This window comes from Absiella sp. AM29-15, assembly GCF_003434225.1.
Lineage (GTDB): Bacteria > Bacillota_I > Bacilli_A > Erysipelotrichales > Erysipelotrichaceae > Hoskinsella > Hoskinsella hominis.
In genome coordinates, this window is the sequence record NZ_QVFL01000014.1 from 36,875 (window position 1) to 50,594 (window position 13,720).

Annotated in this window: 10 protein-coding genes and 1 tRNA gene; 5 read left to right on the forward strand and 6 right to left on the reverse strand. The window is 35.6% G+C overall.

The features are described 5' to 3' along the window. The first annotated feature begins 7 nt into the window (after positions 1-7). The 3 genes from DW761_RS14095 to DW761_RS14105 all read left to right on the forward strand — a co-directional run bounded on the left by DW761_RS14095 (position 8) and on the right by DW761_RS14105 (position 5,232). Entirely contained in the window at positions 8-2,941 is a 2,934-nt protein-coding gene (locus DW761_RS14095) for an acyl-CoA dehydratase activase-related protein (RefSeq protein ID WP_117518509.1), read from the forward strand. Beyond that, on the forward strand, positions 2,941-4,242 hold the full coding sequence (locus DW761_RS21670; RefSeq protein ID WP_117455982.1) for a 2-hydroxyacyl-CoA dehydratase: 1,302 nt from the start codon (positions 2,941-2,943) through the stop codon (positions 4,240-4,242). Before DW761_RS14095 ends, DW761_RS21670 begins: the two co-directional genes overlap by 1 nt. Before the next feature lie 99 nt (positions 4,243-4,341). After that, a complete protein-coding gene (locus tag DW761_RS14105) occupies positions 4,342-5,232 on the forward strand; it encodes a MerR family transcriptional regulator (RefSeq protein WP_117518510.1) in 891 nt (296 codons plus the stop codon). A gap of 69 nt (positions 5,233-5,301) precedes the next feature. Here the strand turns inward: DW761_RS14105 and DW761_RS14110 are convergent, their stop codons facing one another. Further along, a complete protein-coding gene (locus DW761_RS14110; protein ID WP_117455986.1) occupies positions 5,302-5,502 on the reverse strand; it encodes a cold-shock protein in 201 nt (66 codons plus the stop codon). A 257-nt stretch (positions 5,503-5,759) separates the two neighbouring features. Further along, positions 5,760-5,833, reverse strand: a tRNA-Trp gene (locus DW761_RS14115). A 160-nt stretch (positions 5,834-5,993) separates the two neighbouring features. Here DW761_RS14115 and DW761_RS14120 point away from each other — a divergent pair. Continuing rightward, positions 5,994-6,683 (forward strand): DUF1361 domain-containing protein, encoded by a 690-nt coding sequence (locus tag DW761_RS14120; RefSeq protein WP_117518511.1) that lies wholly within the window; start codon positions 5,994-5,996, stop codon positions 6,681-6,683. Here DW761_RS14120 and DW761_RS14125 read toward each other — a convergent pair. Beyond that, positions 6,656-8,539, reverse strand: a complete 1,884-nt coding sequence (locus DW761_RS14125) for a DUF5696 domain-containing protein (protein ID WP_158553816.1) — start codon at positions 8,537-8,539, stop codon at positions 6,656-6,658. The genes DW761_RS14120 and DW761_RS14125 overlap by 28 nt on opposite strands. A 124-nt stretch (positions 8,540-8,663) precedes the next feature. On the opposite strand from DW761_RS14125, the gene DW761_RS14130 reads away from it, so the two are divergent. Beyond that, the gene (locus DW761_RS14130) at positions 8,664-9,485 is read left to right on the forward strand and encodes an HAD family hydrolase (protein WP_117518546.1); all 822 of its coding nucleotides are present in this window, start codon (positions 8,664-8,666) and stop codon (positions 9,483-9,485) included. Positions 9,486-9,550: 65 nt separating this feature from the next. On the opposite strand, the gene treC is transcribed toward DW761_RS14130, so the two are convergent. Genes treC through DW761_RS14145 form a run of 3 tightly spaced genes read right to left on the reverse strand, consistent with a single transcriptional unit; the run spans position 9,551 to position 13,434 of the window. Continuing rightward, entirely contained in the window at positions 9,551-11,212 is a 1,662-nt protein-coding gene (treC, locus tag DW761_RS14135; protein WP_117518513.1) for an alpha,alpha-phosphotrehalase, read from the reverse strand. A 3-nt stretch (positions 11,213-11,215) separates the two neighbouring features. Beyond that, positions 11,216-11,986, reverse strand: coding sequence for a ChbG/HpnK family deacetylase (locus tag DW761_RS14140; protein ID WP_117518514.1), 771 nt, complete (start codon positions 11,984-11,986; stop codon positions 11,216-11,218). Beyond that, positions 11,983-13,434 carry a PTS transporter subunit EIIC gene (locus DW761_RS14145; RefSeq protein ID WP_117518515.1) on the reverse strand — a complete coding sequence of 484 codons (1,452 nt, stop codon included), beginning with the start codon at positions 13,432-13,434 and terminating at the stop codon, positions 11,983-11,985. The genes DW761_RS14140 and DW761_RS14145 overlap by 4 nt, the downstream gene beginning before the upstream one ends. Between the last annotated feature and the right edge of the window lie 286 nt (positions 13,435-13,720).

The window sequence follows — 13,720 nt, forward strand, 5'->3', positions numbered from 1 at the left end:
TTACCATATGACCTATAAACTAGGAATTGATGTAGGTTCTACCACGTTAAAGGCCGTTGTCTTAAACGATGAGGACGAAATCATATATAAAAGCTATGAACGCCATAAATCAAAAGTAAGAGAAATGAGCGTTGAAAAAATAGAGGAGCTCTCCTCTATATTATCCGGACATGATATTGCGTTAGCCATTACCGGAAGTGCCGGTCTTGGTGTGGCAGATGATGGAGGATTTCCCTTTGTACAGGAAGTATTTGCTAGTGCACAGGCTGTAAAGAAATATTATCCAAGAACAGATGTTGTCATTGAACTTGGTGGCGAAGACGCAAAAATTATTTTCTTAAAAGGTGCATTAGAAGAAAGAATGAATTCTACCTGCGCAGGTGGAACGGGGGCATTTATTGACCAGATGGCCTCCCTGTTGAATGTTGATCTGGAAACCATGGATAAATTATCCCTGCAGCATACCAAGCTTTATCCTATAGCCTCACGTTGCGGCGTATTCGCAAAAAGCGATGTACAGCCACTTATCAATCAGGGTGTAGAAAAAAGCAATCTTGCTGCCAGTATCTTTCAGGCAGTTGTCGATCAAAGTATCGCAGGTCTTGCCCAGGGTAGAAATATTGAAGGAAATGTTTTATTCTTAGGTGGTCCTTTACACTTTTTAAAAGGCCTTCAGGAACGCTTTGTAGAAACGTTGAAGCTTCGTGAGGGTGAAGCAAACTTCCCTGATTTAGCCCCTTACTTTGTGGCACTCGGTGCTGCTGTATATGCCACAAGTGAAACAAAGACCTATACCTATGAAGAACTGTCACATAAAATGAAAACGATGGCAAAGAAAAAAGTTGTAAATGCTGGATTGCCGCCATTGTTTAAAAACGATCAGGAATATTTAGATTTTAAAGAACGTCATCACCATGCAAGTGTTGCCAGAGGTGATATTCATACCTATACAGGCAATGCGTATCTTGGAATTGACGCAGGTTCCACAACAACAAAACTTATTTTGATTGATGAACAGGACAATATCCTATATGAAAGTTATACCAATAATATGGGAAATCCCGTGGATGTTATTCAAAAAGAACTGATAAATATTTATGAGCTTATCGAAGATCGTATCACAATTGCACAAAGTGCAGTCACTGGTTATGGTGAAGAATTGATGAAAAATGCCTTTCGTTTAGATATCGGTGTTGTAGAAACCATCGCTCACTATACCGCTGCCAAACATTTTAACCCAAATGTTGATTTCATTATTGATATCGGCGGGCAGGATATGAAATGCTTTAGAATCAAAGACAATACCATTGATGATATCTTATTGAACGAAGCATGCAGCAGTGGATGTGGAAGCTTTATTGAAACCTTCGCTAAAAGCATGGGTTATGACATTCAGCAGTTCGCAACTATGGGACTAGCTGGGAAGCATCCGGTTGATTTAGGAACTCGTTGTACTGTCTTTATGAACTCCAGTGTAAAGCAGGCGCAGAAAAATGGTGCCAGCATGGAAGATATATCTGCTGGTTTATGTATGAGTGTTGTAAAAAACGCTTTATATAAAGTCATTCGTGCGAAAAGTCCGGAAGATATCGGTAAAGAAATCGTTGTACAGGGTGGTACCTTCTTAAATGATACCGTCTTAAGAAGTTTTGAATTAGAACTGGGAAGAAATGTTATTCGTCCTGGAATTGCCCATTTGATGGGAGCCTATGGTGCTGCCTTGTTGGCAAAAAATAAATATAAAAAACCTAGCACAATGCTTTCAAAAGATGAAGTGAAAGCATTCACCCACACATCCCAGGCAATTAACTGTGGCTTATGTACCAATCATTGTAATCTGACCATCAATACCTTTGCGGATGGTACAAAACATATCGCCGGCAATAAATGTGAACGTCCGATTACTGGAAAAGCCAATAAAGATAAACTACCAAATCTTTATGAGTATAAATATAAAAAACTGATGGAATTAAAATCACAGAAAGGACGCCGTGGAAAAATCGGTATCCCACTTGTATTAAACATGTTTGATACCCTGCCATTCTGGCATGCCTTCTTTACAACTTTGGGTTATGAAGTTGTATTAAGCGATCGTTCCAGCAAACAGCTATATGCCCTTGGACAACATACAATCAGCTCTGATACCATCTGTTATCCAGCCAAACTGACACATGGGCATATCCAATCTTTACTGGATAAAGGCTTGCAAACGATTTTCTATCCTTGTATGTCTTATAACATGGATGAATCCATGAGTGATAATCACTTCAACTGTCCGGTTGTTGCATATTATCCTGAAGTCATAGAAGGAAACATGGATGTACAGGATATTGATTTCATGTATCCTTACTTGTATATGAATGATCCAAAGACCTTTGAAAAGAAGATTTATGAATACTTTATGGAGCATGGATTAGATGTTGATAAAAAAGAAGTATCCATGGCCACAAAGAATGCTTATGAAGCTTATTATCGCTTTAAAGATGATATTTTAAAAGAAGGTCAGCGTGCTTTAGCCTTTGCACAAGAGAACCATCATAAAGTCATCGTATTGGCTGGTCGTCCTTATCATATTGATCCACAGATCAATCATGGAATTGATCGTCTGCTTACCAACTTAGGTTTTGTGGTCATCAGTGAAGATGCCATAGTAAAACAGCCACAGCGTCCTAGTTTACATGTGTTAAATCAATGGACGTTCCATGCCCGCATGTATAATGCGGCACAGTTTGTGACAACCCAAAAGAATATGGAGCTGATTCAACTTGTCAGCTTTGGATGTGGTATTGATGCCATAACCGGTGATGAGGTCAAAGATATCCTGAGAAATCAAGGAAAATTATATACACAGATTAAAATCGATGAAGTCGATAATCTTGGCGCAATCAAAATTCGTTGCCGTTCCTTACTTGCGGCAATGGAGGAAAGAGAGGAAGCATAATGGAACGTGTAGAATTTACAAAAGAAATGAGAAAAACACATAAAGTGTTGATTCCCATGATGTTGCCTATCCATTTTCAATTTCTAAAAAACATTCTGTTGAAAGAAGGCTATCAGGTAGAACTGCTTCAGACAAAAGGTCAACAGATCATAGATGAAGGATTAAAAAATGTACACAATGATACCTGTTACCCTGCTTTATTAGTCATTGGACAGATGATTGATGCGTTAAAAAGTGGTAATTATGATATCGATCATATCGCTTTGGCAATCACACAGACAGGTGGTGGATGCCGTGCCAGCAACTATATTCATTTACTTCGTAAAGCACTTGTTCAGGCAGGCTTCCCTCATGTACCGGTCATATCCGTTAATTTTTCTAATCTGGAGAAAAACAGCGGTTTCTCTTTAACACCAAAAATGCTGGTGAAAATCATGTTTGGCTTCTTATATGCGGATACAATGATGTGGTTAAAAAACCAGGTAAAACCTTATGAATTAGAAGCTGGTGCCACAGATACCATCGTAAATAAATGGATCGATAAAATCACAAAACAATTTGATTCAACTTCCTTTATGCATATGAAAAAGAATTATCGTCAAATGATATCTGACTTTGCGAATATCAAACGCAGTTCAGAAGAAAAGATTCGTGTAGGTATCGTTGGTGAAATCTACATGAAATACGCTCCATTAGGCAATAATGAATTGGAAGATTTCCTTATGCAGGAAGGCTGTGAACCAGTTGTCAGCGGTGTAATGGATTTTGGTTTGTACTGTTTAGAAAACAGCAGTGTCGATCATGCCTACTACAACCGAAATAAAAGAAGCTATCGTCTAACACAGATGGCTTCTAAATACATCCAGCATATCCAAAGAAAAGCTATCAAACTCATCAAAGAAGAAGGCAGTTTCCGTACACCGGACAGCTTTGATGAAGTGATTGAAGCCAGTGAGGGTATCATCAATCGAGGCAGTAAAATGGGAGAAGGCTGGCTATTAACCAGTGAAATGGTCGCATTAGTAAAAAGTGGTGTCGATAACATTGTATGTTGTCAGCCATTTGGCTGTCTGCCTAACCATATCGTTGCCAAAGGTATGATGAGAAAAATCAAAAATGTCTATCCTCAGGCAAATATCGTTGCGGTGGATTATGATCCTAGTGCCACAAAGGTCAATCAGGAAAACCGTTTAAAACTGATGTTGTCCAATGCTCGTTTAAATGATACCTTCAAGAAACAGGAAGAAACAAAGGATGAACAGGTAAACCGCCAGAGAAATTACGCTTATACACAACGCTAAACCGGAAAAAAACTCCGGTTTTTTTATGAATATCAAAAAATCACTTGACCTGAACGCGACGTACAGGTATATCCTTTTGTTGTAAGGAGGTTTCCCAATATGAGAATCAATGAAGTAAGTGAAATATGTAATATCACAAAAAGAGCAATTAAGTACTATGAAGAAAAGCACCTGATAAAGATAAAAAAAGATGAAAATGGTTATCGTTGTTATACAACAGATGATGTCAAACGTTTAAAGGAAATCAACTGTTATCGAAAACTTGATATTGAAATTCAAAAGATCAAAGAAATACTTGAATATCCCGAAAGAAAGCATCAGATTCTATCACAGATCTATGAAGAAAAACAAAAAGAGCAGCTGGAATATAATGCTCGTCTAAAGCTGCTTCGTCAATTGATTGATGAAAAAACAGATGATTATGAAAATATAGAAGAGAAAGTCGATTATTTAAATATTGCCCATGCGCTCAAAGATATGGTGCCTGGCAGTTTTGGAGATTATCTTTTCTATCATTTCCAGCCATATCTTCAAATCAAACTGGAAAGTGAAGAACAAAAAGATGCCTATCGTAACATATTAGCCTTTTGTGATCGTACAAATATAAAAATCCCATGGAATTATCGTTTCGCCTTATTTATTCAAAAGAAAACCAATACCAGTTTAGAAAAACAAACACTGGCGATGGATCAAAAACTACAAAGCATGCTACATCCTACAGAAGAAGAATATGAAAAAGCGAAGTCCATGATGATTAAACAGGCAAAACTAAGAAAACACTGGTTTATAAAATACCAGCCAACAATGATAATGCATCGCAAGTTCATGAAACGATTACAGGACAGTGGCTATAACGATATTTTTATTCCAAATATGATACGTTTAAGTCCCTCATACAAAGAATATTATGACGCATTAAAAGCCTTTAATGATCGAATCTGTAGGGATACAGGTGTCCATTATGACGCAAATTACAATTTAGTTCTATAAAGCCAATCTTATGATTGGTTTTTTCATACAAAAAAAACTGCCCAGCATTGAGCAGTTAATTATCAGCAATTAGATTAAGCTAACGTTAGAAGCCTGATCTCCACGATCACCTGATACGATATCAAAGCTTACTTTCTGACCTTCTTCTAAAGTTTTATATCCTTCGATATTTAATTTAGAATAGTGAACAAAAATATCTTTTCCTGTATCACATGTGATAAATCCGTATCCTTTGTCTGCATTAAACCATTTTACTTTACCTGTACTCATTTTAGTACCTCCTATAAATTTAATAAGAAGCCCTCTAGGTATAAAAAATCACATATAAATGTAGATTGTTAAGCCTGAGATATAATTACAATCAACATTACATGTGAATCATAGTTATTTTGCTTTTTATTACTTATTCAGTATAACACAGATTCCACTAAAGGCAAGCTTTATTTTCAAATCTTTTATGTACGCAACAATGGGCGTCCGCTGTCGCACAAAAAAAGTCCTCTCTACAAGGACTTATCTGTTTCATCTGGCAGGGGTAGAGAGGATCGAACTCCCATCAGCGGTTTTGGAGACCGTTATACTACCATTGTACTATACCCCTAGTTTTTCTGCCTTTTTATATTACCATAGATTAAAAAATATGGCAACAAAAATTTTATTTTTTTATCGTAATTCGTCCATTTTTGTTTCATAATAAAGAGGGCTTCTTATCTAACATTCAGATATGCTAACATATAATTTTTTATAGGAGGTACGTGGTCATGAACAAAACATCCACCAAATTGTTGCTTTATATTCTGTTTGCACTTTTATATATTGCTAATAGCGTCTATCTGACACAGATCAGTGGATTATTCATCCACAGTGCAATCGTATGGAATCTTTTTTTAGCTGTACTTCCCCTATTATGTTCCATCATTTACACACATACTGCCTCACATCATCAAGTTATTCACATTCTATCCTTCATCGCCTGGCTTTTATTATTCCCAAATGCCCCTTATATGATCACAGATTTCATTCATCTTGCACCGCTTAGTTTTTATGAATTTACTGCAACAGGCAGTATCTATCTTCAAAATATTTTTACCTGGATACAATTATTACATATTGCATTTGGTGTTTTTATCGGCGTGCTTGCAGGATTTAAAAGCCTATCAATCATTCACGATGATTTCAAAAAAAGATTTCCTACCTGTGTTGTAGCTATCTTAATGGTATTTATATTTTTATCCACTGGCTATGGTGTATTCTTGGGGCGCTTTCTTCGTCTAAACTCCTGGGATATTCTTCATCCTATCACACTTTTCTTACAAATCATTTCACAAACCAATCTTTTTGCCATTTTATTTTCCATTACTTTTGCGATTTTCCTTGGCATACTATATACCTTCTACCGCTCACTTTCCCAAAAGAAAAATCCTCAATGTGAGGACTCTTCTATAATCTGATATTCTTGTGTATGTAGATTGATGAGAACCTTTATCCCATTATCATATGTAATAGTTTGTACCTGATAATCGCCTTCCACAAAGCTGTGATTGATCATCGCACAATGTGCTACTTTCTTTTGTAAATCACAAACAATCTGGCTTCTTCTGATTTTCTCATCCAAAGTAAGCTGCTCATACATTTCAGTAAAAACACCATCTGTATTAGGATATGCGCCATCCTTTTCTAAATATGGTGCGCCTCCATTTAATAATGCGAATAACATCTGATCATCATGTCCTTTGATTTTTTCCATTGGCCAAGGTAAGATCATACATTCATGATATACCAGATTAAATAATGGTACATCAATTCCAATTGTTAAAGCATCAGGTGCATGCATCATGGAATGATATGGTCCATAATGTGCAAAAATCAAATGTTCAATTGCCCAGTCATTTGCCTCTTCACTGCTGGCAAGGATTCCCTTGCTTTCTAAATATGCAAAACACTGCTCACGATAGGCAAGACTTTCTTTACGTGTTACACGATGAAGCGGATGGTAGCATTCATCCGGTTCATTACAGGTAAATACATCCAGATAACTGGCGTGTGGATAGATGCCTTCCTGAAACAGCTTTTCAAAATTACGTTTCACAAACATTGGGGCTATGGAAGAGCATAAATAACTTTGTACTCCTCCTGCCCAGTATTTATGCGATGGCATGTGCTGATGAGCATCCCATACTGCCATTTCTTCATGATAACTGTCTGCCTCATGATAAAAATCACGGTATTGATCATGCAGGCCTAATAAATAGCCATATGTATTCATTGTATCCAATAAATGGTGTAAACCCTCTTGCCCACCGGCTTCCTCACATATTGGAAAATAATCCGGATGCTGATTATCGTAACCCGGCTGTGCCCATCCATCTAAATGATAATATAATTGTTTCACACCTTTTTTCGTGTATTCCTTAACTTCTTCTTCCCGCTTTTTAAATGTTGTCAAAGAGTTGTTTTTATCCGGATTTTGAGGATCAAAGAAATCAGAATTCTTTGAAACATGTGTTTTAATACCTTTATGCACAAACATACACCCAATTAAATCTTCCACGTGCGGATTTCTTATTGCCTTTTCTTTTAATGTAGTGAAATGACCGATTTCCTTTACATATCGCTTATATATTTGACACATAGTATTATGGTCTGCCTGTTTTACAAACTGATAACTGATTGTTCTGGTATAGCGCATCTCGTGAAGGGAGGATAGCCAATATACCCCAACATGTGTATAAGGTCCATTGGCTGGATGATCTATGTCATATCCTGCATCCCAGGGCTGTCTTATGATTGCGATATATCCATTTCCATCTTTTATCTGAGAAAACCATGGCATATATGCGTCTGCACAACAAAACTGTCCATGAAATGGTAAACGTTTTACTTCATTTTCCCATGTATTTGGCAACAAAATTCCCTGTTGCACAGTCAATAACGTATAATGAGTATCCTTCTTTTCTTCAAAAGTAAATGGCGCCGGCCAATTGATTTTATGAATCTGATGATCTTCTTTTATCGTAGATAAGGAGCAATACACTTCATTGCTAGTTATATCCACACTCACACTTAATGTCAAAGCAATTTCACTCTGCCTAAAATCTGATAATTCCATCAGCATACCTTTTGAAAATCCTGTATCAATTTTTCTTAATGTCTTATGCAATGCATCTTTTAAATAAATCCTGCCTTCTGTATCATGCTCCATATATGCCTGTTCGGGAATCGTTTCCCATAATACTCCATCCGCACATATACGCAGATGTTGATCTACATCCCAATCCAATATCATATCGTTTATTTTTTCTTTCATTTCCATCACCTAACAACATGATACTATGATGCTTCAGGAAATTGCAAGCAATGTTTACATAAGAATACTGTCTTTCATGAAAAAAGCATGTTATAATGATGAACGAATTTATGGAGGATATGCTATGATACGATTAATTGCCTGTGATTTAGATGAAACCTTATTAGATGTACACAAAAACATTCCCCGCTCTAACCTCGATGCTATCCAAAAAGCAAAAGATGCTGGTATTTATTTTGTATGTGCCAGTGGAAGAGGATATACAAGCATGGATACCATTTTAAAACAATTAGACAGTTATCAAAAAGCGAATGAATATACCATCAGCAATAATGGCGGAATTGTTGTAGAAAATAAAGATTTTAAACATATTTGTTTTCATCATTTCTCATTTGAACTAGCGAATGCCTTGTTTACCTATGGTATGTCACAGGATGTCTGTGTTGAAGTCTTTACAGATCATGACGTCTATGCCTTTCATTTAAATGATGATGAAAAGCAATGGCTGATGATGTTTAAAGATGATGCGATCATTTGTGAAGATGATACGATTGATTTCTTAAAAGATGAACCTATTGTGAAAATCTTATTTGAAAATCAAGATTTACGAGTATTACAAAATATTGCGAAGAACATGCAGCCACTGTTAGAAAATAAAGTGAGTCATTCATTTTCCAGCAATCGCTATTTAGAACTCAACCCTATTGGCGTAGATAAAGGAACAGCCTTAAAACAACTTGCTGCATATCTTCATATCCCTATGGAAGAAACGATGGCGATTGGTGATAATGATAACGATATTTCGATGTTGAAAGCTGCTGGTATCAGTGTTGCGGTCGCAAATGCCAGTGACCATGTGCTCGATATCGTTGATTATGTCTGTGAAAAAGATCATAATGAAGGTGCAGTCGCAGAGGCGATTCATCACTATATTTTAAGTAAGTAAAACCCATTCATATTATCCATGAATGGGTCTTTATTTATGTTTTAACAATTATTTTATACAATGATTCAGTAAATTATCATAAGACTTTCATATGGTTTTAATTCCATATGATTCTCTATGCTCGTTCTTGTATAATTCGTTTCTAATATCTGGCAGGCTCTGTTTTGATAATTTGATGGCAATTCAATTTGTGCATAGGATGATGTAAAATTACTGATAACCAATAATTGTTGATCTTGTAATACACGTTCATAAGCAAAAATCTGTGGATGTTTTCTTTCCAATAATGTATATTTTCCATCCATAAATACATCATATTGCTTACGATACTGAATCAAACGTTTATAAGTATAAAATACAGAATTTGGATTTTTCAATTCATCTTCTACACAGATATCGTCATGATTGACTTTTAACCATGGTTTTACATCGCTAAAACCTTTATTCTTTTCATGGTTCCACTGCATAGGCGTCCTTGCGTTATCTCTTGATTTTTGCTGAAGAATCAATAATGCTTCCTGTTCTTCTACTCCATCTTTTAACATTTGTTCATATGCTCCCAGGCTTTCACGATCATCGTAATCTTCAATATGTGTAAAATATGCATTTGTCATACCTATTTCTTCCCCCTGATAGATATAAGTAGTCCCTTGCATACCAAACAGGGTGATTGCCAGCATCTTTGCACTTTCTTGACGATAGAAGCGGTCATTTCCAAAACGTGATAACGCTCGCGGCTGATCATGATTAGAATAGAATAAAGCATTCCATCCCTCGCCTTCCTGCATCTTATATTGAAATTCTGATTGCGCGTCTTTCAATTTTTGTAATGAGAACATTTCGTTTGTCCATTTAACTCCATGGCGATAATCTGTTTTCATATGATGAAAACTAAAAACCATGGACAATTCTTTTCTATCTTCTTTTGTATAACGAATACATTCATCAACTGTTGTTGAAGACATTTCACCAACTGTGACCAATTGATAAGGTTCAAATACACGTTCATTCATGCTGTGTAAGTATTCATGAATTCTTGGTCCATCGGCATAATGTGTTCTGCCATCGCCTTTTGGACCAACAATAGGATCATCTGGCAATCCTGGTGTTTTGGATAACAGATTTACCACATCGAGACGAAATCCATCTACACCTTTTTTAGCCCAATATTCTAATATCTGATAACATTCTTCCCGAACCTCAGGGTTTTCCCAATTCAAATCCGCCTGCGTTTCTTCAAACAAATGAAGATAGTATTGATTACTGTTTTCATCTTTTTTCCATGCAGAACCTGAGAAACGTGAAATCCAGTTATTTGGTACACTGCCATCTTCCTTTTCATCCTTAAAGAAATAATAATTTCTGTATGGACTGTCTTTACTTGAAATAGCCTGTTGAAACCATGCATGCTGTGTAGATGTATGATTTAATACCATATCCATCATAATGCGGATATCTCTAGCATGAGCTTCTTTTAAAAGTTTTTCAAAATCTTCCATTGTTCCATATTGTGGATCAATCGCATAATAATCCGCAATATCATATCCATTATCCCTTTGTGGAGATACATACATTGGCGTAATCCATAAAAGATCAACACCCAAATATGCTAAGTAATCTAATTTTTCTATAATTCCTGATATATCTCCAATACCATCATGATTTGTATCCTTGAAACTTCTTGGATAAATCTGATAGACAGTTGCTGTTTTCCACCATGTATTCATTTATTATATCTCCTTTAAATATTTACGATATGAACGATAATCCACAAGCTGTATCTGATTTTGAATCAGCCATCTTTTTACTTCAAGATCACACAGCATTGCATGTTCATATATACGGTCTTGTATCAGTGATGATGTTTTAATTAATGTTTCATCAATAAAGCCTGGATGTGTTACCATCATGCTTACCCCATCCGGTATCGATAAAAAGCCTTTTGAAAATAATTCTACATATGGTCTTTTGGTCTGATAAAATGTATGCTGTGGAAACTCTTTTGGCATTTTAATCAATGAATGTTCTGTATAAGGACATTCTAAAATCCCATAATGGCTTGCGATATCACACACCGCTTTGATGATAATTTCATCTTCTACACCATGTAAATCAATATATTCTGGCAGTTTCCCCATATATCTGATATATGTTTTTATTTGTTCTTGTATTTCGATATATACTTCATTATATGGGAAAGGATGTAGTCCTTCTTTTAATTGTGATCGTCTGATTGCACTTGATATAAACATTCCATTTTCATGAATCAAATGTGGGATTTTTGATAAGTCTGAACAACAAGGCTTCCCAACCACCAGATTTACATGTAGTCCAAAACAAATAACATCCTGCTTTACTATACGCATTGCTTTTTTTGAGTAAGGCATATTCACCATGATGCCTGCGTTTTTTACGATACCGTTTTGATATGCACTTCTAATTCCAGCAGTAACAGCTTCACTATAGCCAATATCATCTGCACGTATCAATAGACTTTTCATAGGTTTCCTGCCACTTTTCGCTGTTCTTCTAATACAAGATCAAATTCTTCACGAACTTTTGCAACCTCTGTACCTATAATAATTTGTACAGATGTATCAGATAAGCGAATAATTCCCTTTGCTCCTGTCTTTTTGATATTTTCATCATTCAACAAAGAAGCATCTTTTACCTCTAAACGTAGACGTGTAATACAATTATTTACCGTCACAATATTACTTTCTCCACCACAATTTTGAAGAATCTTCTTTGCCATATAAGCATAATTGCTGTGACTTAATTTTAATTCTTTTTCTTCATCACTTACTTCTTCTCCAATAACGATTTCTTTTTCACGTCCAGGTGTTTGTACATCATCATGAATAATGATAAATTTGAAAGTTACATAATATAGAATAAAGAATACAATACCTACAGGAATAATTATCCATGCACGATCTCCATACTGGAAAGACAATACATAATCTAGAATACCTGCACCACTAAAGGTACCAAGACGTGATCCTAACAGATATAATACTAATCCACCTAAACCAGAATATAAAGAGTGAATTAAATACAATTTGGGTGAAGCAAACAGGAATGAAAATTCTATTGGTTCAGTAACAGTTGCGGTAAATGCTGTTAATGCTCCTGCAGACATTATACCTTTTACTTCTTCTTTTTTGTTTGGATTTGAAGTTTTATACATTGCATAAGAAATCGCCGGAATACCAAACATCATAATGACATAAAATCCTGTCCAGAACCATCCAGCTGTTGGATCACCCGCAATAAATCTAGGTATTTCACCTTTTACGACTTCACCTGCCGCTGTTGTATAAGAACCCATTTCAAATAAGATATAAGCATTTAATACCTGGTGTAAACCTAAAGGAATCAATGCGCGGTTTAAGAAAATAAACAGGAATACGCCAAGTGCTCCCATGCCGCCTAACCAAATACCAAAACTGTTCATCCATGCTTGAGGATATCCCCAAACAAAACTAAAGATATAAGATAATATCAGACCAATGATTGGTGAAAGTGAAACAACGCATTTTTCTCCAGCGAAGAAACTTAAAATAGCTGGTGCTTTCAGGCTATATGTTTTATTGTAAGTAGTTGCTACACAAGCTCCTAGAATAATTGCGCCAAACACTCCAGGACTTAAAGTATCATCTAATAATGTCAAATTAGCTTTAAAAATCAAGAATGCAACAACTGCACCAACAAGAACTGTTGTTTTATCTTTTGATTTTGCATAAGCACCTGCAGTACCTAATACAAATAAGAAGTCAATATTTGAAAATACAACGGAAGAAACATTTGCAATTGCCGGAATATTTAACATATTTGCGCCAAATATCAATCCAATCAAACCTGCAACCGGCATTACAGCAATTGGTACTAGCATTGCTTTCCCCAGCAATGAGAACTGCTGCATTAATTTACTTAAATACTTTTTCATAAAATCTCCTCTCCTCACCACATGTAAGCGGTTATCAATGATTACATTGATATTTTATACTTGTTTAAACATGTTGTCAATAGAAAAAATAAAATTTGTTTAAACAGGTGTGATTGTAACGATTTTTTTCATATAAAAAGCCTTATTTTCTTATATCATAATCAATCATCTTGTTCATACATGTTGCACATTTTGTTATTTATCACTATATTTTCATAGACAAATCAATCTTTTATAAATATTTTCTAAATTTCATACATTATCTCGTCCCATGTTCAAACAGGTT